Here is a 20,053-nt window from a genome sequence, read left to right on the forward strand (position 1 = left end):
GCGGTCTCCCGCTATCCCCCGCACCGGAGGGCCGCTGACAGGACACGCCGCGACGGTTCGTCGATGGCCAATCCGTAGGCCGCCGTGACGATCACGAACTGGATTGCGTACTGGCACCAGAATCCGGTCTCGGGCGGCATCCAGCGGGCCGGTTCCGAGTCGCTCTTGTCCTGATTCGACTGTCCGTCGACCGCAACGAGATTGGCCGGATCGTTGGCGAAGTCCAGCCTCCGGGCGGCTGTCCACGACCACGCGCCCATGTCCCAGGCGTATGACAGCGGGACGATGTGGTCGATCTGCACCGCGGACGCGCTCCGGTCTCGTCGGAAGACGACGAAGTCGCCGGTGTACGGACTCCGCAGCTCGCCGGCGAGGACCGCTCGCGGGCAACTCGACACCGGGCCGGCGCTGACATCGTGCAGATCGCGGGCGAGGACGTCGTTGCGCGTATCGCATCCGTTGCCACTCCCGGGCACGGACGCGGCGTCGGACCAGGCACTGCCGAAAGCCGACCGGTCGTAGTCCTCGCGATCGGTGCGTCCGGCCGAGACCGGTATCGCCGCCAGCGACACCGCCGCCTCACCGGCCAGTGCCCGTATCTCCGGGTCGATGGCGGGGCCGGCCCGGTGACCGTCGACGCCGACCGCGACCGCCACCGCCGTGACGACGGCGGCGATGAGCACCGCCCACCGGCGCGCCGGCCAGGACGGCGTGTCCCGTGGCGTCCGGAGCATCCATCGCAACCGCATGCGTGCCCGCCGAAGTGTCGGCGAACGCAGCCGACGATCACGCACCACCATGCCTTCTCAGACGCATGCGGCGACCATCCGGTTCCGCGACGAACCTCCGACCCCCGCGGATGACGCAGAACGTGGCGCCCCGCGCGACGATCCACGGCACCTGGGCAGCAGGACGCCGGTCAGGACTTGTCGAGATACGCGATCTTGTGCGGGACGAGGATGCCGTCGACGAGATCGGCGAGCGGCCGGTGTTCGAGCAGCGTGATGTCCTCGCTCACCACGTCTTCGGCGAGTTCGCGAGCGTCCTCGATGACCTCGACGTCCTCGAGTAGGGAGAGGAACCGCAGCGAGGTGTTCACGCCGGACTGCAGGGACCCGAGCAGATCGCCCTCCCGCCGCTGTTCGAGGTCGACTCGTGCGAGCTCGAATCCGTCGTTGGAAGCCGCGACGGCACGGAGGCGGTCCATCGACGGCGACGTGTCACGGGCGTTCGTCATGAGCAGGCACAGTCCGGCATGCCGGCCGCGCCCGACGCGACCGCGCAACTGATGCAGCTGGCTCACGCCGAAGCGGTCGGCGTCGACGATGACCATCGTGGTCGCGTTGGGAACGTCGACACCCACCTCGATGACGGTGGTCGACACCAGGACGTCGATCTCGCCCCGTCCGAATGCGTCCATGACGGAATTCTTCTCGTCGGCGGGCAACCGGCCGTGCAGGAGCTCGACCCGCCGGTGCGCGAAGGGACCGGAGACCAGCGCCTCGTACTGCTCGAGAACCGAGGTCGTCTTCGGGCCCTTCTCGTCGTTCCCGTCCGGTTCGGGTTCGGGGCCGTCGCCGATACGCGAACACACCACATAGACCTGACGGCCCTCGTCGATCTCCTCGTTGGCACGTGACCAGACGCGATCGACCCACGAGGCCCGGCTCGTGGGCACCACGGAGGTGGTGATCGGCTGCCGGCCGCGCGGCAGTTCGCGGAGCACCGAGGTCTCCAGATCGCCGAAGGCGGTCATGGCGACGGTCCGCGGGATCGGCGTGGCGGTCATCACGAGGAAATGCGGGATGCGTCCGTCGCGCCCCTTGCCGCGCAACACATCTCGCTGCTCCACACCGAAGCGGTGCTGCTCGTCGATCACCACGAGTCCGAGGTCGAAGAACTCCACTTTGTCCTCGAGGAGCGCGTGCGTCCCGATCACGATGCCGGCCTGCCCGGTGACCACGTCGAGCAGCGTCTCGCGCCGTCCCTTGGTCTTCATCGATCCCGTGAGCAGCGCGATCCGCGTCGCCCCCTCGGCCGCGCTCAGCTCACCCGCCTCGGCGAGGTCGCCCAGCATCGTCTTCATGGTCCGGTAGTGCTGCGCGGCAAGCACTTCCGTCGGCGCCAGGATCGCACACTGGAACCCGTTGTCGACGACCCGGAGCATCGCCAGCAAGGACACGAGAGTCTTTCCGGACCCGACCTCGCCCTGCAGCAGCCGGGACATCGGCTGCGCGCGGGCCAGATCCTCGGCGAGCTCCTCCCCCACCTCGACCTGACCGTCGGTCAGCGTGAACGGGAGCCGGTCACGCAGCTTGTCCTCGAGACCGCCGGGCACCCGCGGACACGGTGGCGCCGACTCACTCCGGCCCGCCAGCCGACGCTGCGCGAGCACGGTCTGGATGGCCAGCGCCTCGTCGAACTTCAGTCGACGGGACGCGATCGTCACGTCATCCTCGGAATCGGGCAGGTGGATCTTGCGGATCGCCTCGTCGGTGCTCACGAGTCCCCGCGCGCGCCGTTCGGCCTCGGTCAGGGCATCGGGGATCGGCGCGCTCTCGGTCAGCACCCGGCGGACCGCGCCGAGGATGTCCCAGGTCTGGATGTTCTTGTTGGCCGGGTACATCGGCAGGATGTCACGGTCGAACATCGTGATCAGCGGGTGGTCGCCGCACTCTCCGGTGACCTGCTCCTCGATCGCGTACATCTCGGTCAGCATCTTGGAGCCGACGACGTCCTCGATCTCCGGATCGCCGTCGGGCAGGATCATCCATTCGGGATGGGACAACTGGATCTGGTCGCGGAAGTACTTGACCGCGCCGGCCATCATCACCCGCGCGCCGGGACGCAACAATCCCTTGATCCGGAACGCGTTGAAGAAGCTGGCCTCGTAGACCTCGTTGTCGTCGGTCACCTTGACCTTGAGGAAGGATCCCTTGCGGCTTCTCATCTTGATGAGGTCGGACTTGGTGATCCGCCCGACGATCGTCAGCCACTCACCGGGCTCGGGTCGTTCCTGATCGGCCACATGGCCGCGTCGTATGTACCGGCGGGGGGTGTAGCGCAACAGCTCCCCGACCGTGTGCACGCCCACGGTCGCGAGCTGTTCGGCGGGCTTGACCCCGAGGACGTCGGCCAGCGAATCCGACAACGCCAGCTCGGTCACTCCACACCCACCTGGATGAGATCGGTCCGCTGCCCGGTGCGATACACCGCCAGTTCGATACCGGGATAACTGCGCCGCATCTGCTCGCCGACGGCCTCGAGGGCGGCCTCGTCGACGTCGACACCCGCGAGCAGCGTCACGAGTTCACCTCCGGTGGAGAGCATGAGGTCGACGAGCGCGGTGCACGCCGACGTCTGATCCGGCGCGACCACGAGTACGTCGTCGCCGATCAACCCCAGCACGTCGCCGACGTCGCTCATCCCGGCCAGCGTCATCATCCTCGTGGTCGCCGACTGCAGGGATCCCCAGCGCGCGCCGGCCGCGGCCTCGGCCATCGCGTAGGCGTCGACGTCGGGCACCTCACTCGGATCGTGCACGGCGAGGGCCGCCAGGCACTGGGTCATCGACGAGGTCGGCAGCATGAGCACCGAACGCTGGTTGGAACGCACCTCGGTGGCAACCGTCACGAGGTCCTGAGACGTCAGGGCGCCGTTGGCCATGACGACGACATGCGCGCTGTCGGTGTCGCGGATCGTCTTCCCCAATTCGTGGGCCGAGAGACCGTCGTCGGCGCGCAGCACCACCGCGCCGGCCTCGCCGAACAGTTCGGCCGCTCCGTCACCGGACACGACGGCCACCACGGCCCGCTTGTGCCGGGGCGGTGGTTCCGCCGAATCTGCTTGTGCTCGAATGGCGTCGAGGGCGAAGCAGCTGATCCGGACGTCCGAGAGCTGCCCGATGCCCGCGCCGGCCTCCACCGCCGCTCCCGGCTCGCAGGTGTGCACGTGCACCGAGAACCGTTCACCCTCACCGCTGGAACTGTCGCCGACGATCACCACGGCGTCGCCGAGGTCGTCGAGCCGTGCGCGGAGTTCGGCGATCTGCTCGCCTGCTGCCCCGTCGAGGAGATACATGACCTCGAAGTCCTGGTCGCTGCCGTCGACGCAGCTGTCGTCCGGCCCGTGTCCGAGCGTGGTGCTGTCGGTGAGGATGCCCCGGTAGCGGCGCCGGCGGTGGGAGACGCCGGTGATCACCTCGACCATGGCGTCGACGATCGCGAGAAATCCGCGTCCGCCCGCGTCCACCACGCCGGCGTTCGCGAGCACCGACAGCTGCTCCGGGGTGCGTTCGAGTGCCTCGGCGCAGTCATCGGCCACGGCGCGCACCTGGTCTGCGGGCGATTCGTTCTCGTGTGCCGCGGCCGCCTCGGCGGCCACCCGCACCAGCGTGAGCACTGTGCCCTCACGCGGTTCGCTCACCGCGCGGGTCGCCGCGAGCGAACCGAGGCGGAGTCCCAGCGTCGACAGTTCGGCGAAGGTCAGTGCGTCCGTGTCGCCGAGGATCTCCGCGCCGTCTGCGAGGCCGACGAGTACCTGGGAGAGGATGATCCCCGAGTTGCCTCGGGCCTGCGCGACCGCGCCGTCGGCCATCGCGCGCGCCACCTCGGGCAGGGATGCGTCGGGCGGGGTCTTCTCGACCGCCTCGGCCGCCGCACGCATCGTGAAGAGCATGTTGCTGCCGGTGTCCGAATCGGGGATCGGGAAGACGTTGAGGTCGTTGATCTCGCCGCGCAGCGACTCGAGCTGCTCGACCGAGGCACGGGCCCAGTCGCGCAGCAACTGCGGGTTGACGGTGCGGGCGATCACACGGTGACTCTTTCTCGCAGACGCGGCGCGCGACGGGCAGTGCTCTCGCGGGCGACGTGACCGGCTGGTGAAGTTGTGTGCAAGGCTACTCGGGGTGTCCGACCGTGCGGCGCGTCCGAGCGGGTCCGCCTGCGGCGAGTCGGCCCGGATTTGGTCACGTCCCCACGACCTGGTTATCCTTGCAGGGTTGCCTTTCGCCTCGGCGCGCACACCGTCCGGTGGTGCCGATCGATCCGTGAGGCTGACCACCAGACCATGATCATCTACCAAGGGAGTTCGACGATGGCTGCCGTCTGCGATATTTGCGGCAAGGGCCCGGGCTTCGGCAAGTCGGTTTCTCACTCGCACCGCCGTACCAACCGACGCTGGAACCCGAACATCCAGTCCGTTCGCGTGGAGGTCGCCCCCGGCAACCGCAAGCGCAAGAACGTCTGCACCTCCTGCCTGAAGGCCGGCAAGACCGCAGCTGTCTGATCTTCCGCACCCGTCCGCGGGTGAGGTGTCCGAGAGCACGAGACCCGATGCCATGAGCGCAAGCTCCCCGGCGTCGGGTCTTTGGCGTGTGCGCGATAATGTTTCGCGCATGCCCTCATCGAATCCCACCGCCACCGCCACCCACCCCGCCGCCGTCGATGCCGACGACTTGGTGAGCGAGGCCAACGGCGTTCTCACCGTCGCGGTGTCGACCGCGGGTGCGGGCAACTCACTCGACGACGCCGCCCTCGCCGCCGGCACTCAGGCTCTCCGCGAGGTCGCGCGCGGCCGGCGGGACGTCGGTGCCGTCCTGCTCGTCGGGCTGGGCAAGAACTTCTGCGCCGGCGGAAACGTCCGTGCCTTCGCCGGCGCGGACGACCGTCCGACCTACCTCCGCGAGATCGCGGACAACTTCCATCAGCTCGTCGGCGCCCTCCACGAGGCCGACCGCCCCGTCGTCGTCGCCGCCAAGGGCTGGGCCGCCGGTGCCGGCATGTCTCTGGTCCTGCACGCCGACGTGGCCATCGGCGGCCCGTCGACGAGACTCCGGCCCGCCTACCGCGGCATCGGTCTGACGCCCGACGGCGGACTCACCTGGACGCTCCCGCGCGCGGTCGGCGCCGCTCGCGCCCGACAGATCATCCTGACCGACCGCGTCCTCACCGCGGAGGACGCCCTGCAGTGGGGGCTGCTGTCGGAGATCGTCGCCGACAACGAGGTCGAAGCGGCCGCGCGCACGGCGGCCGAGACCATCGCGTCGGGTCCCCGCGGCGCCGACGCCGCCACGAGGCATCTGCTCGCCGTCTCCGCGGACACGACCCTGGTCGAGCACCTCGCACTCGAAGCCCGCTCGATCTCCGAACGGTCCGGCCTGCCCGAGGGCATCGAAGGCGTCGACGCCTTCGTCGGCAAGCGCGCACCGGACTTCACCCGCGGGCGCGCCGGCACTGCTCCCTGAGCGGAACGAACACCACCTAACCGCCGCTCCCCAATCCGAAGGAACCGCAAAGCCCCTGGTTCCGAGCCCGAGAGATCTGCTGATCCACCGCTCCCTGAGGAGCGCCCGGAGCTTGCGGAGGGCGCGTCACGAAGAGTTGGCGAGACGAACTTGCGAGACCCTTCGTGACGCTCGCAAGCTCGCTCCTCAGGGAGCAGTGAATGTGGTCGCGCACCGAGCACGACGGTTGTTTCGTAGTCCACGACGGCCGCCAGGCCGCAGATACCGAGGTGCGAAGAGCGCAAGCGACCCAACCCCGCCGCTCCCTGAGGTGCGAGGAGCGCAAGCGACCCAACCCCGCCGCTCCCTGAGGTGCGAGGAGCGCAAGCGACGAGCCACGAAGGGTCAGGGCAGGCGCCAGTCGACCGGTTCGGCACCGAGATCCATCAGTTCCTCGTTCGCCCGGCTGAAGGGCCGGGAGCCGAAGAACCCGCGCGAGGCCGACAGCGGCGAGGGATGCGCCGACGTGATGGTCGGGACATCGGGGAGCCACTTCTCCAGACCCGCGGCGTCCCGGCCCCACAGGATCGCGACGAGTGGTTCGTCGCGAGCCGCGAGCGCCTTGATGGCACACTCGGTCACCTCTTCCCAGCCTTTGCCGCGATGGGAGGCAGGCTCGCCCGGGGCCACCGTGAGCACCCGGTTGAGCAGGAGCACACCGTTGTCCGCCCAGGGCGTGAGATCACCGGTGGTCGGCGCCGGGTAGCCGAGATCCGCGCAGTACTCGGTGTAGATGTTCGTCAGCGAACGCGGGATCGGCCGCACGTCGGGCGCCACCGAAAAGCTCAGCCCGACTGCGTGTCCGGGCGTCGGATAGGGATCCTGCCCGACGATCAGGACGCGTACGTCTTCCAGGGGGCGCGTGAAGGCGCGCAGGACATGTTGTCCCGCAGGAAGATAGCGGCGCCCCTCGGCGATCTCGGCGCGCAGGAACCGGCCCATCTCGGTGATGATGGGCTCCACCGGTGCCAACGCCTCTGCCCAGCCCGGGTCGATCAGTTCGGCGAGCGGTTTGGGTGGTGCGGTCACGATTGCCTCCGTCGTGCGGGTCGTCAGTCCAGCCGTTTGAGCGCGGTGCGGTAATGCTGCGCGTTCTGGAAGTACATCTCACAGTTCAGGTCGGTGTGTCCCGTGGGGACCTCGTAGCCATCCCGCAGCCGCGCCGGCACACCGAGCGCCATGCGTCGCGGCGGCACGTCGAACTTGAACGGCACCACCGCGCCGGCGCCCACGATCGCACCGTCGCCGACCGTCGACCCGTTCAGGACAACCGAACCCGAGGCGATGAGGCAGTCGTCACCGATCGTCGCGCCCTCGATGTGCGCGTTGTGGCCGACGACGCATCGCTCACCGATGACGGTCGGGTCGAGAACTGTGCAGTGGATGACGGTGCCGTCCTGGATGTTGCTGCGCGCGCCGACGGTGATCGTCCCGTAGTCGCCCCGCAAGACCGCGCCCGGCCACACCGACACCCCGTCACCGAGGGTGACCGCGCCGATCACCACCGCGTCCGGGTGCACGTAGGTGTCCTGGCCCAGGACCGGTTCTCGATCGTCGAGTGCGTAAATCGCCATGAGGCGACTCTAATGGTGCGTCTCGGAAGCGGGCGAGACACACCACTAGTCGCCGGTCGGGTCGGCGAAGGACTGCCACCCGTGCAGGTCAGGTCCATCGGGCCCGCCGACGCGCCGGTCGTCCACCCAGACCTCGGGCGCCGACGTCGACGGCGCACCGACCGAGCCGATCACCGTCCAGCCGGGGGGCACCGCCGCCGCTTCGAACGAGGCGAGCAGGTGATGGTCCTCACCCCCGGCGAGGAGCCATCGCGTGAGGTCCACCCCGAGCGCGCCGGCCGCCTCGACCAGATCGGGTCGTCGCGGGACCGCGTCGGAGTCCACGGCCATCGCGAGCCCCGCGGCCCTCGACATCGTGAGCAGTTCTTCGATCAGACCGTCGGAGATGTCGGTCATGGCGTGCGCGCCCGCAGCTGCGGCGATCGGCCCCTGCCCGAGGTCGGGAGCCGGCACGCGATGCAGCGCAACGAGTTCCGGCCAGTCGGACTCGGCCGCACGCGGATCGGAGAGCACCGCGAGCCCCGCCGCGCTGGCCCCGAGCGGCCCACTCACCGCGAGGACGTCACCCGTTCGCGCGCCACCCAGTGACACCGGACGACGATCCTCCAGGGCACCGACCGCGGTGACGCTCACCACCACCTGACCGGCCGCGACGAGATCGCCGCCCAGCACCCGCGCGTCCAGTTCGTGCGCCGCGCGCACCACCCCGTCGTTCAGGTCGAGGACCACGCCGACCGGCGTCTCCGCCGGACATGCGATGGATACGACGAGACCCGTTGTGCGACCGCCCATCGCGGCGACATCGGCCGAACTCTGCACCACCGCGCGGGCGCCGACCTGCTCGGGCGTCGACCAGCCGAACCGGAAATGGCGGCCCTCGACGACGGTGTCGGTGCTGATCACCGCCGACCCGCCGATGTCGAGAACGGCTGCGTCGTCGCCCGATCCGATCACGATGTCGTGGGCGGGCTCACCGGCTGTCGCGGACGCGGTCAGCGCGGCGATGACGGCGCGTTCGCCGATCGCACCGACCGTGTCGGTCCGATCGATCGGGTGATGGGGTCGACCGGTCTCGTCGATGGTCACTCGTGGGGCCTTTCCTCTTCCGGTCGCGCGCGCACGGGTTTGTCGGTGACAATGTGTGCCACAGTGTATTGGGCCGCCGGGCGACGCCGGTTCGACAGCCCGTGTCGACGATGTGCCCCAGACGATGTGGCCCGGGAACGACACAGACGGAGAGGATGTCCGTGGTTCAGGCATACATACTGATCCAGACCGAGGTCGGCCGGGCCGCGCTCGCAGCGGCGACGATCGCCGAGATCGCCGGGGTCGCCTCCTCCGAGGAGGTCAGTGGGCCCTACGACGTGATCGTCCGGGTCGATGCGGCCGATGCCACGCACCTGACCGAGAACGTGGTTCCGCAGATCCAGAAGGTGGACGGCATCACCCGCACGCTGACCTGCCCGGTGGTCACGACGACGCGCTGACCGTCGACACCGGCCGCGGCCGTCCGCGACAGGTGCCCACGCGCGGGGCCGACCGAGGGACTCTCCTACTGTTGTGGGGTGACGTCAGCAGGTTCGGATGACACTCCGCAGAACCCCATCGACAACGAGGCCGTCGACGCCCCCGCCCCTGAGGACGCCTCGCGGTACGGCAGTGGCGGCCGGCTCAGCCCGGCACTCGTCGCGACGCTGGTGGCCATCCCGGTGATGGTGATAGCCGGGTTCATCGTGTTCGCCGCACTGCGTCCCGACCCGGTGACCCCGATCGAGTCCTACGACGCCGCCGGGCCGGTCTCCGAGGAGTGCACCCGACTTCTCGCCGAGGCGCCGGACACCTTCGAGGGGTTCGGCACGAAAGAGGTCTCCGGGGATCGCGCGACGTGGCCTGCGACGGGCTCCGGCGACGACATGACCTTGCGGTGCGGGGTGACCCGGCCGGCCGAGCTGTCCCCCACGAGCAACCTCCAGGAGATCCACGCCGCCGATCAGGCCGGGGTCCAGTGGTTCATCACCGACACGGTCGCCGGCTCGGGGCAGGCCTACGTGTGCGTCGACCACCGTCCGTACGTCGCGATGTGGATCCCGGCCAATGCAGGCAACGGCCCGATCACCGACATCTCGGGCGTGATCGACCGCACCCTCGAACGGGGACCGCTCGACTTCGGCTGATCCGGCGGCGGAAAGGGATCAGTCCCGGTAGATCTCCGGCTTGGGGCTGCGGCCCAGCAGCGAGTTGACGGCGTCGGCCACGGACATGCCGTCGTGGCACACCTGGTGGACCGCATTCGTGAGCGGCATCGGCACCTGGTGCCGCTCGGCCAGGGCGCGCACCGAAGAGCAGGACTTGACTCCTTCGGCGACCTGACCGTTCGTGGCCTCCTGCGCCTGCGCCATGGTGGCACCCTCACCCAGCCGGGCACCGAACGTGCGGTTGCGCGACAACGGCGACGAACACGTGGCGACGAGGTCGCCGATCCCGGCCAGACCGGCCAGCGTCTCGATCTGCGCGCCCACCGCGACACCCAGCCGGATCGTCTCCGCGAGCCCGCGGGTGATGATCGTCGCCAGGGTGTTCTGACCGAATCCGATCCCGCTCGCCATCCCGCAGGCCAGCGCGATGACATTCTTGGCCGATCCACCGATCTCGCATCCGACGACGTCGGTGTTGGTGTACGGCCGGAAGTACCGCGTGCTGAACGCGCTCTGCAGGGTCACCGCACGCGCCTCGTCGGCACAGGCGATGACCGTCGCCGCGGGCTGGCCCTCCGCGATCTCGCGGGCCAGGTTCGGACCCGTCAGCACCGCGATCCGGTCGTCGCCGACACCGGTCACCTCGGCGATGACCTCGCTCATCCGCAGCAGCGTGTTGGACTCGATGCCCTTGGCGAGCGAGACCAGTGACGCATCCGAACCGATGTACGGGGTCCACTGCGTGAGATTGGGACGCAACGACTGCGACGGCACTCCGCACACGACGATGTCGGCACCCATGAGGGCGTCGACCGCCGAACTCGTCGCCGTCAGCGCGCCCGGCAACGTGATACCCGGGAGGTAGTCGGCGTTGACGTGCTCACTGTTGATCGCCTCCGCGAGTTCGGGCCGTCGGGCCCAGATCACGGTGTCCGTCCCGGCATCCACGAGCACCTTCGCCACCGAGGTTCCCCAGGAACCCGCTCCCATCACCGCCGCGCGCACCGCAACCTCCCACCGGGCAAGCCCAATTCCGCATCCACACCGGCGGCCTTCTGGCCGTCCGACCCTGCTCACCCTAATGCCCTCGCGGGTATGACCGACCCGGAATGTCACCGACCACCGACGGGTGCATCATGATGGTCGGCATGGAACACAGCACTGTCGGCGCGGACGCCGACTCGACGATCGTCGACGCGGGGGGCACCGAGCCCGTCGCGACGTCGGTCGCGGCCGTGCTGGCGGTGAAGAGTCTGCACCGCGCGAAGTCGCGGTTGGCCGCGACCCTGTCCACCGCGTTCGAGGGCGACGACCCGGTCACCCGCGGTTCCCTCGTCCTCGCGATGTTCCTCGACACCGTCGACGCGCTGCGCGGGGCGGGGATCTCGCGGATCGTCGTCGTCAGCCCCGACGACGAAGTCCTCGCCGCGGCCCGGCGCTCGGGTATGCGCGGGCTGCGGGAGTCACCCCGGGGGAATCCGACACCGGGCAATCCCCCACCTTCGGGTCCACCGGACGCGGGTCTCAACGCCGCGTTCGTCGATGGTGCGCGGTGGGCCCGCGAGGCCTGGCCCGAGTCGACGGGTCTGATGTATGTCCAGGCGGACCTGCCGGCGGCCACGAGCACGTCGATCACCGCCGTGCTGCGCGCGGTCCAGCACCACCGCTCCAGTTTTCTCACCGACCGCGACGGCACCGGCACAGTCCTGCTCCACGGAACCGACGGTGATGCCGCAGAACCCCGATTCGGGCCCGGCTCTGCTGCCGCCCATCGGGCGGCGGGCGCCGTCGAACTCGATCCCGCGGGCCGGAACTGGCCCGACCTGCGCACCGACGTCGACACCGCGACCGACCTCGCCGTCGCCCGCGAGCTCGGACTCGGGCCGCACACCACCGCTGCGTTGCGTCATCTCTGATCCCGCACACCACACCGATCACCGTCTATCCGGCGGGCGTGTACGCCGAGCACGACGATGGGTCATCATTGGGGGGTGAGCCCAGCCGACGACGACGCAACGCAGACCGCCACGGTCACGACCACACCGATCCCCCATGCCCCGCCGGCCGCCACCCTGGTGCCCGACGAGTCCGCCGACCTCCCCGAGGACCGCTACCTCAATCGGGAATTGAGCTGGCTGGACTTCAATTCCCGTGTGCTCGCGCTGGCCGAGGACACGTCGCTGCCGCTGCTGGATCGCGCGAAGTTCCTCGCGATCTTCGCTTCCAACCTCGACGAGTTCTTCATGGTCCGGGTGGCCGGGCTCAAACGACGCGACGAGACCGGACTGTCGGTCCGGTCCGCGGACGGGCTCTCACCGCGCGAGCAGCTCATGCGGATCGCCGGCCGCGCCCAGACCATTGCCGACCGCCACGCCCGCGTGTTCCTCGACTCGGTCCGACCGGCGTTGGCCGACAACGACATCTACGTGGTGTCCTGGTCTCAGCTGACCGCCGAGCAGCAGGCGCGGATGACGGACTACTTCCGGGACGAGGTGTTCCCGGTCCTGACGCCACTGGCCGTCGACCCCGCTCACCCGTTCCCGTACATCAGCGGGCTGTCGCTGAATCTCGCCGTCACGGTCCGCGACGTCAACGAGAGCGGCGAGCATTTCGCGCGGGTCAAGGTACCGGACAACGTGAACCGCTTCATCCGGGTCGACCGGCTGGCGCCGTACCGGGGCCCCGACGACGACAAGGCGGCCAAGCGGGCGGTGTACCTGCCGATGGAGAGCCTGATCGCAGCCAATCTCGGCAACCTGTTCCCGGGTATGGAAATCGTTGAGCACCATGTTTTCCGGATCACCCGCAACGCCGACTTCGAAGTCGAGGAGGACCGGGACGAGGATCTGCTCCAGGCGCTGGAACGCGAACTCGCCCGGCGCCGGTTCGGCTCCCCGGTGCGGCTCGAGGTCGCCGACGACATGAGCGAGCACATGCTCGAGCTGTTGCTGCGCGAGCTCGAGGTCGATCCCGCCGATGTCATCCAGGTGCCCGGACTCCTCGATCTGTCATCACTTTTCGAGATCTACGCTCTCGACCGCCCGCACCTGAAGGACCGTCCGTTCGTCCCCGCCACCCATCCCGCGTTCGGTGAGCGGGAGACACCCAAGAGCGTGTTCTCGACGCTGCGCGACGGTGACGTGCTCGTCCACCATCCGTACGACTCGTTCTCGACGAGCGTTCAGCGGTTCATCGAGCAGGCCGCGGCCGACCCCCAGGTCCTCGCCATCAAGCAGACGCTGTACCGGACCTCCGGCGACTCCCCGATCGTCAACGCGCTCATCGACGCCGCCGAGGCGGGCAAGCAGGTCGTCGCGCTGGTGGAGATCAAGGCGCGGTTCGACGAGCAGGCGAACATCAAGTGGGCCCGCAAGCTCGAGCAGGCCGGCGTCCACGTCGTCTACGGCCTCGTGGGACTCAAGACCCACTGCAAGACCTGCCTGGTGGTGCGACGCGAGGGCTCGACCATCAAGCGGTACTGCCACATCGGCACCGGGAACTACAACCCGAAGACGGCGCGACTCTACGAGGATGTGGGTCTGCTGACCGCCGCCCCCGACATCGGCGCCGATCTGACCGACCTGTTCAACACCCTGACCGGTTACTCACGCAAACAGGAGTACCGGAACATCCTCGTTGCGCCGCACGGTATCCGGGCCGGGATCATCAAGCGGATCCAACGCGAGATCGAGCTCTTCCGCGACGGCGACACCCGCGCGCGGATCCAGCTCAAGGCGAATGCTCTCGTCGACGAGCAGGTGATCGATGCGCTCTACCGGGCCTCCCAGAGCGGGGTACCCGTCGATGTCGTCGTGCGCGGGATCAGCGCCCTGCGGCCCGGGGTCGAAGGCTACAGCGACAACATCCACGTCCGTTCCATTCTGGGCCAGTTCCTCGAGCACTCGCGGATTCTGCACTTCGGTGCGCAGAACCAGTACTGGTTCGGCAGCGCGGACATGATGCACCGCAATCTCGATCGCCGCGTCGAGGTCATGGTGAACGTCCGGGACGAGCGACTGGCCGGCGAGCTCGGCGACATCTTCGCCTCCGCGCTCGACCCGCGAACCCGATGCTGGGTCCTGCATCCCGACGGGAGCTGGGTCGCGTCCCCCGCCGAGGGCGAGGAGGTGCGCGACCATCAGCGACAGATGATGCGGCGCAATCGTCGTCGGCCGGAGACCAGTTCGTGACCGGCACCGGCACGTAACCTTCGACCTCTACCATCACCACCGATATGGCGAAGAAGACGAATGAGGTGTGGGCCGCGGGCGGCGTGGTCTGGCGACCGCGGGTCTCCGGCACCGGCGGTGTCGGGAGCGGTGACGTCGAGATCGCGGTCGTCCACCGCCCGAAGTACGACGACTGGACGCTGCCCAAGGGAAAAGCCGAGCCGGGTGAGACGCTCATCGACACCGCGGTGCGCGAGATCGCCGAGGAGACCGGACAACACGTCGTCCTCGGCCGGCACCTCGACGACGTCCACTACGACCTGGGCAACACGCGCAAGCATGTGCGTTACTGGTCGGCGCGGGCCCTCGACGGGGCGTTCGTCGCCGGCGGCGAGGTCGACGAACTGCGTTGGCTCTCGGTCGACAAGGCCCGGGAGAAGCTGAGTTACCCGCTCGATCGGGCGATCCTGGAAGAGTTCGTGCGGCTCCCCGCGGGCCTGCACACGTTTCTCTTGGTCCGACACGCCAAGGCCGGCCGGCGCTCGACGTACAAGGGTGACGACCGGCTACGGCCGCTGGACAAGCTGGGTCGCGCGCAGGCAGCCGCCCTGGCCCCGCTTCTGCTGGCGTTCGGGGCGGAGCGCGTTCACTCGGCCGATCGCGTGCGTTGCGAGCAGACCCTGGAGCCACTGCGCGAGCGACTCGGCGTCGAGTTGCACAGCGAGCCGGACCTGTCCGAGGAGACGTACCGGACGAATCCGGCGGCGGCGCAACGTCGGATACTCCAGCTCGCGGCCGACACGACGTCGACCCGGGCGGTCTGCAGTCAGGGGAAGGTGATCCCGCCCCTCATGGACTGGTGGGCCGACCGGGACGCGATCGCGCTTCCCAAGGCGTCCAATCGCAAGGGAAGCGTGTGGGTTCTGTCGCTCCACGACGGCAGGTTGGTGGCGGCCGATCACATCGCCGGGGCGCTCCCCACGGCCTGAGTCCGGCCATCGTGCGGACGACACCGTCGTCCGGCAAGGGCCCGAACACAGTTCAGCCCCCGGCGGGGGAAGTACGCCGGGGGCTGAACTGTGGTCGTCGACCGCGGTGATCCGCGGTTCAGCGACGAGTGGTCTTCTTTGCCGCGGTCTTCTTTGCGGCGGTCTTCTTGGCCGGAGCCTTCTTCGCGGCCGTGGCCTTCTTGGCCGGAGCCGCCTTCTTGGCCGGAGCCTTCTTCGCGGCGGTCGTGGTCTTCTTGGCCGCCGTGCTCTTGGCCGGAGCCTTCTTCGCGGCGGTCGTGGTCTTCTTGGCCGCCGTGGTCTTGGCCGGAGCCTTCTTCGCCGCCGTGGTCTTCTTGGCCGCGGTGGTCGCCTTCTTGGCCGCCGTCTTCTTCGCCGGCGCAGCCTTCTTGGCTGCCGTGGTGGTGGTTCCGCTGCCGCGCTTCACAGCCGGACCGGTGGCGGACAGCTTCTGCTTGCCGGCCACGACGGCTTTGAACTGAGCGCCCGGACGGAACGCCGGAACCGATGTCGCGCGGACCTTCACGGTCTCGCCCGTGCGCGGGTTGCGGGCGACGCGCGGCGCGCGCTTCCGCTTCTCGAATACGCCGAAGCCGGTGATCGTCACGCTCTCGCCCTTGTTGACCGCGCGCACGATCGTGTCGACGACGAGCTCGACGGCTTCAGTCGCAGTCTTGCGATCCGCGTCGAGCTTCTTGGTCAGCTCATCAATGAGCTCCGCCTTGTTCATGAGTACCTCCGCAAGCTGATCTGACCGAGTTTCGGCCAGCTACCAACACACGGTAAACGTCGAATTTGAAAACGTCCATCTTCCACGCCAATTAGGACGCCGTGTTGCGAAATGGCATGGCAGCTCACGACGGTGCCGCCGCGGCGAGATGACCCCGCCGCGGCGGTGGGGAATCAGTCCGCGAGGGTGCGCGGCTTGAACGCCGGGCGCGTCGACTCGAACTCGGAAATCGCGTCTACCTGGCGCAACGTGAGTCCGATGTCGTCCAGACCCTCCATCAGGCGCCACCGTGTGTAGTCATCAATTGCCAACGGCACCACGAGGTCTCCGGCGGTGACCGTCTTATCGACAAGGCTCACCGTCACTTCGAGGCCCGGATTCTCCTCGAGCCGCTTCCACAGCAGTTCGACGTCGGACTGCTCGACCTGGGCGGCCACCAGACCCGCCTTGCCCGAGTTGCCGCGGAAGATGTCGGCGAAGCGGGACGAGATCACCACGCGGAAACCGAAATCGGACAGGGCCCAGACCGCGTGCTCACGTGAGGAGCCGGTGCCGAAGTCGGGACCCGCGACCAGGACCGACCCGCGGCTCCAGGGCTCGTTGTTGAGGATGAAGTCGGGATCGGTCCGCCAGCCGGCGAACAGACCGTCCTCAAAGCCGGTGCGTGTCACCCGCTTCAGATAGACGGCCGGGATGATCTGGTCGGTGTCGACGTTGCTGCGGCGCAGCGGGACGCCGATGCCGGTGTGTTCGGTGAACGGTTCCATCAGGAAAGCCCCTGTTCGAATGATGTGGCTGGGATGTGGTTCGGACCGTGACTCAACCGAGATCGGCGGGTGCCGACGGCGAGTCCAGATCAGCGGGCGCCGACAGGGTGCCGCGCAGCGCGGTGGCCGCGGCCACTCCCGGCGACACGAGGTGGGTTCGACCACCCTTGCCCTGGCGCCCTTCGAAATTGCGGTTCGACGTCGACGCACACCGCTCGCCGGGGGCGAGCTGGTCCGGGTTCATGCCCAGGCACATCGAGCATCCGGCCTGCCGCCACTCGGCACCCGCCGCGACGAAGATCTCGCCGAGCCCCTCGTCCTCGGCCTGCGCGCGCACGCGCATCGAGCCGGGAACGATCAGCATCCGCATGCCGTCCGCGACCTTGCGGCCCTTCAGGATGCCTGCCACCTCGCGCAGATCCTCGATCCGGCCGTTCGTGCACGAGCCCACGAAGACCGTGTCCACCTTGATGTCACGCAGCGGCGTTCCGGGCTCGAGGCCCATGTACTCCAGTGCCTTCGCCGCGGCACCCGCCTTGACCTCGTCGCCGTATTCGGCCGGGTCCGGCACCGCGGCGCCGAGCGGCGCACCCTGGCCCGGGTTGGTCCCCCACGTGACGAACGGGGTCAGCGTGGTGGCGTCGATGTGCACCTCGGCGTCGAAGGTGGCGTCGGGATCGGTGCGCAGACTGTCCCAATAGGCAACAGCGGCATCCCAATCGGCACCGGCCGGAGCGTGTGGCCGCCCCTTGAGGAACTCGTAGGTGGTCTCGTCGGGCGCGATCATCCCGGCCCGGGCACCTGCCTCGATCGACATGTTGCACACCGTCATCCGGGCTTCCATGGACAGCTTGCGAATTGCCTCGCCGCGGTACTCCAGTACGTAACCCTGTCCGCCGCCGGTGCCGATCTTCGCGATGATCGCGAGGATCAGGTCCTTGCTCGTCACACCGGGCGGCAGCTCGCCGTCGACGTTGATGGCCATCGTCTTGAACGGGCGCAACGACAGCGTCTGGGTGGCGAGCACGTGCTCGACCTCGCTGGTGCCGATTCCCATCGCGATCGCACCGAAGGCACCGTGCGTGGACGTGTGACTGTCGCCGCACACCACGGTCATGCCGGGCTGGGTCAGGCCCAGCTGCGGCCCGACGACGTGGACGATGCCCTGCTCGGCATCTCCCATGGGATGTAGGCGGACGCCGAACTCCTCGCAGTTGCTGCGGAGCGTGTCGACCTGGGTGCGCGAGACCGGGTCGGCGATGGGCTTGTCGATGTCCACCGTCGGGACGTTGTGGTCCTCGGTCGCGATCGTCAGGTCGGGTCGTCGGACCGGACGTCCGGCGAGACGCAGTCCTTCGAAGGCCTGCGGACTGGTGACCTCGTGCACGAGGTGGAGGTCGATGTAGATCAGGTCGGGATCGGTGTTGCCGGACGCATCGACGTCACCGGGGACCACGACGTGATCGCGCCACACCTTCTCGGCGAGAGTTAGCGGCTGGGCTGGGCTGTTGCTCATGGCTGCACTCGTTATCTGTCTCGGGTTCTTCGGACTCTGCACGCGGTGTTGACGGTCTGGCTGGCTTTCGAACGTGCATCTCACTATTTGGACAGCTAGTATCGTCCTATGGGAAAGGATACCGCATCCGCGGTCAGCAGCGGAATCGGCGTGCTCGACAAGTCCGTGGCCGTGTTGCATGCGATCGCCGAGACCCCGTGCAACCTGTCGGAGCTCTGCGGACGAACCGGACTCCCCCGGGCGACGGCGCACCGTCTCGCGGTCGGGCTCGAGACGCACAGGTTCCTCACCAGGGACGTCACCGGACGTTGGCAGCCCGGCCCGGTACTCGGCGAACTCGCCTCCTCGGCACACGATCCCGTCACCGAGTCGGCGCTCATGGTCCTCCCCCGGCTTCGTGACATCACCGGCGAATCGGTCCAGGTCTATCGCCGCGAAGGAGCCGAGCGCGTCTGCGTCGCCGCGATGGAACCACCGACCGGCCTGCGGGACACCGTCCCGGTGGGTACCCGCTTCCCGATGAGCGCGGGGTCGGCGGCGAAGGTCCTCCTCGCCTGGGCCGACCCCGCCACCCAGCGTGCGCTCGTGCCGGACAGTGTCTTCAGCGAACGGGCCTTGCACGAGATCCGGCGCCGCGGGTGGGCGCAGAGCGCCGGTGAACGCGCCGCCGGGGTGGCGAGTGTGTCGGCTCCGGTACGCGACGGCAACGGTGACGTCGTCGCCGCGATCTCGGTGTCCGGGCCCATCGACCGGATGGGGCGTCGGCCCGGTGCGCGCTGGGCGGCCGACCTGCTCGCCGCCGCAGACGCGATCCACAAACGTCTTCAGGCCGCTCGTCCCTGACCCCAGAGCCGTTGCACCCGGAGGCGTTCCGATGCGGCGGCCGGTGGGCTAGCGTCAGGGAATGGGAGTCAATCAACGTAGTCAGATCGTCATGTCCGAGGACGAGATCGCGGAATTCGTCGCGCACAGCCGGACCGCGACCCTCGCCACCACCGGACCCGACGGGAGCATCCACCTGGTGGCGATGTGGTACGGGATCGTCGACGGCGACATCTGGTTCGAGACGAAGTCCAAGTCACAGAAGGCGGTCAACATCCGCCGCAACAGCCGGTGCTCGGTGATGATCGAGGACGGCGACACCTACGACACCCTCCGGGGCGTCACCTTCGAGGGTGTCGCGGAGATCCTCGACGATCCGGACTCCTGCCTGAAGGTCGGCATCAGCGTCTGGGAGCGCTACACCGCGCCCTACACCGAGGAGTCGCGGCCCTTCGTGGAGCAGATGATGAACAAGCGCGTGGCCGTCCGCATCAGACCGTCTCGCACGCGTTCCTGGGACCACCGAAAGCTCGGTATCCCGGAGATGCCGGCCGCCGGCAGCACCGCCGAGTTCCTGTGAACCGCCGACGATGACAGCGACCGCCTGAGCCTCGTCCGTGTCCCGCTGTGATCAGCGCGACACGGACGAGATGGCTTGCGCCACAATGAAAAGACCCTCCCTCTGCGATGCAGAGGGAGGGTCTTTCTTGTAGCCCCGACGGGATTCGAACCCGCGCTACCGCCTTGAGAGGGCGGCGTCCTAGGCCGCTAGACGACGGGGCCATGGGAACTTCCGGCGATCAAGACCTTAGCACGGTCTCGATCTCTTTCTGTCCGCTGGGGTACCAGGACTCGAACCTAGAATGGCGGTACCAGAAACCGCTGTGTTGCCAATTACACCATACCCCATTGGCTTGGTTCTCCTTGCGGAAAACTGCCGAGAAAGAGAGTATCAAAGGGTTACCGGAAGTCCACAAACGTGCAGCTCAA

At 68.5% G+C, this 20,053-nt stretch carries 19 protein-coding genes and 2 tRNA genes; 9 read left to right on the plus strand and 12 right to left on the minus strand.

The features are described from left to right. Positions 1–11: 11 nt before the first annotated feature. From CA982_RS17045 to CA982_RS17055, 3 genes are all read right to left on the minus strand, one after another. Positions 12–800: an HNH endonuclease family protein gene (locus tag CA982_RS17045; RefSeq protein WP_086536458.1), complete on the minus strand. Its 789-nt coding sequence runs from the start codon at positions 798–800 to the stop codon at positions 12–14. Between the two features lie 119 nt (positions 801–919). Next, positions 920–3,166, minus strand: coding sequence for an ATP-dependent DNA helicase RecG (recG, locus tag CA982_RS17050; RefSeq protein ID WP_086536459.1), 2,247 nt, complete (start codon positions 3,164–3,166; stop codon positions 920–922). Continuing rightward, on the minus strand, positions 3,163–4,812 hold the full coding sequence (locus tag CA982_RS17055; protein ID WP_086536460.1) for a DAK2 domain-containing protein: 1,650 nt from the start codon (positions 4,810–4,812) through the stop codon (positions 3,163–3,165). The genes recG and CA982_RS17055 overlap by 4 nt, the downstream gene beginning before the upstream one ends. A 282-nt stretch (positions 4,813–5,094) precedes the next feature. Here CA982_RS17055 and rpmB point away from each other — a divergent pair, with 282 nt between their 5' ends. After that, entirely contained in the window at positions 5,095–5,286 is a 192-nt protein-coding gene (rpmB, locus tag CA982_RS17060; RefSeq protein WP_004023092.1) for a 50S ribosomal protein L28, read from the plus strand. Between the two features lie 109 nt (positions 5,287–5,395). Next, entirely contained in the window at positions 5,396–6,244 is an 849-nt protein-coding gene (locus CA982_RS17065) for an enoyl-CoA hydratase/isomerase family protein (RefSeq protein WP_086536461.1), read from the plus strand. 384 nt (positions 6,245–6,628) lie between these two features. On the opposite strand, the gene CA982_RS17070 is transcribed toward CA982_RS17065, so the two are convergent. From CA982_RS17070 to thiL, 3 genes are read right to left on the minus strand one after another with little or no spacing between them, the layout of a single operon-like run. Then, entirely contained in the window at positions 6,629–7,312 is a 684-nt protein-coding gene (locus CA982_RS17070; protein ID WP_086536462.1) for a uracil-DNA glycosylase, read from the minus strand. 23 nt (positions 7,313–7,335) lie between these two features. Next, a complete protein-coding gene (locus CA982_RS17075) occupies positions 7,336–7,857 on the minus strand; it encodes a gamma carbonic anhydrase family protein (protein ID WP_086536463.1) in 522 nt (173 codons plus the stop codon). 45 nt (positions 7,858–7,902) lie between these two features. Beyond that, complete coding sequence (gene thiL / locus CA982_RS17080) at positions 7,903–8,943, minus strand: thiamine-phosphate kinase (protein ID WP_086536464.1); 1,041 nt, start codon at positions 8,941–8,943, stop codon at positions 7,903–7,905. A gap of 155 nt (positions 8,944–9,098) precedes the next feature. Here thiL and CA982_RS17085 point away from each other — a divergent pair, with 155 nt between their 5' ends. Beyond that, complete coding sequence (locus CA982_RS17085) at positions 9,099–9,344, plus strand: Lrp/AsnC ligand binding domain-containing protein (protein ID WP_086536465.1); 246 nt, start codon at positions 9,099–9,101, stop codon at positions 9,342–9,344. Between the two features lie 78 nt (positions 9,345–9,422). After that, positions 9,423–10,031 (plus strand): DUF3515 domain-containing protein, encoded by a 609-nt coding sequence (locus CA982_RS17090; protein ID WP_086536466.1) that lies wholly within the window; start codon positions 9,423–9,425, stop codon positions 10,029–10,031. Positions 10,032–10,049: 18 nt separating this feature from the next. Here CA982_RS17090 and CA982_RS17095 read toward each other — a convergent pair whose 3' ends face one another. Further along, entirely contained in the window at positions 10,050–11,057 is a 1,008-nt protein-coding gene (locus tag CA982_RS17095; protein ID WP_086536467.1) for an NAD(P)H-dependent glycerol-3-phosphate dehydrogenase, read from the minus strand. A 143-nt stretch (positions 11,058–11,200) separates the two neighbouring features. On the opposite strand from CA982_RS17095, the gene cofC reads away from it, so the two are divergent. The 3 genes from cofC to CA982_RS17110 all read left to right on the plus strand — a co-directional run bounded on the left by cofC (position 11,201) and on the right by CA982_RS17110 (position 15,210). After that, complete coding sequence (gene cofC / locus CA982_RS17100) at positions 11,201–11,968, plus strand: 2-phospho-L-lactate guanylyltransferase (RefSeq protein ID WP_167383371.1); 768 nt, start codon at positions 11,201–11,203, stop codon at positions 11,966–11,968. 75 nt (positions 11,969–12,043) lie between these two features. Further along, on the plus strand, positions 12,044–14,242 hold the full coding sequence (locus CA982_RS17105) for an RNA degradosome polyphosphate kinase (protein ID WP_086536468.1): 2,199 nt from the start codon (positions 12,044–12,046) through the stop codon (positions 14,240–14,242). A 44-nt stretch (positions 14,243–14,286) separates the two neighbouring features. Further along, positions 14,287–15,210: an NUDIX hydrolase gene (locus CA982_RS17110; RefSeq protein WP_086536469.1), complete on the plus strand. Its 924-nt coding sequence runs from the start codon at positions 14,287–14,289 to the stop codon at positions 15,208–15,210. Between the two features lie 118 nt (positions 15,211–15,328). Here the strand turns inward: CA982_RS17110 and CA982_RS17115 are convergent, their stop codons facing one another. From CA982_RS17115 to leuC, 3 genes are all read right to left on the minus strand, one after another. Then, positions 15,329–15,958, minus strand: a complete 630-nt coding sequence (locus CA982_RS17115; protein ID WP_086536470.1) for an HU family DNA-binding protein — start codon at positions 15,956–15,958, stop codon at positions 15,329–15,331. A 173-nt stretch (positions 15,959–16,131) separates the two neighbouring features. Then, positions 16,132–16,725 carry a 3-isopropylmalate dehydratase small subunit gene (leuD, locus tag CA982_RS17120; protein ID WP_086536471.1) on the minus strand — a complete coding sequence of 198 codons (594 nt, stop codon included), beginning with the start codon at positions 16,723–16,725 and terminating at the stop codon, positions 16,132–16,134. 52 nt (positions 16,726–16,777) lie between these two features. Next, on the minus strand, positions 16,778–18,241 hold the full coding sequence (leuC, locus tag CA982_RS17125; protein ID WP_086536472.1) for a 3-isopropylmalate dehydratase large subunit: 1,464 nt from the start codon (positions 18,239–18,241) through the stop codon (positions 16,778–16,780). 108 nt (positions 18,242–18,349) lie between these two features. On the opposite strand from leuC, the gene CA982_RS17130 reads away from it, so the two are divergent. Together CA982_RS17130 and CA982_RS17135 are read left to right on the plus strand one after the other, a co-directional pair. Then, positions 18,350–19,084, plus strand: a complete 735-nt coding sequence (locus CA982_RS17130) for an IclR family transcriptional regulator (protein ID WP_086536473.1) — start codon at positions 18,350–18,352, stop codon at positions 19,082–19,084. Between the two features lie 61 nt (positions 19,085–19,145). Next, entirely contained in the window at positions 19,146–19,643 is a 498-nt protein-coding gene (locus CA982_RS17135; RefSeq protein WP_086536474.1) for a PPOX class F420-dependent oxidoreductase, read from the plus strand. 130 nt (positions 19,644–19,773) lie between these two features. Here CA982_RS17135 and CA982_RS17140 read toward each other — a convergent pair. Further along, positions 19,774–19,846: transfer RNA gene (locus tag CA982_RS17140), tRNA-Glu, on the minus strand. A 54-nt stretch (positions 19,847–19,900) separates the two neighbouring features. Next, positions 19,901–19,972: transfer RNA gene (locus CA982_RS17145), tRNA-Gln, on the minus strand. Between the last annotated feature and the right edge of the window lie 81 nt (positions 19,973–20,053).

It is taken from the genome of Gordonia lacunae (assembly GCF_002149015.1).
GTDB lineage: Bacteria > Actinomycetota > Actinomycetes > Mycobacteriales > Mycobacteriaceae > Gordonia > Gordonia lacunae.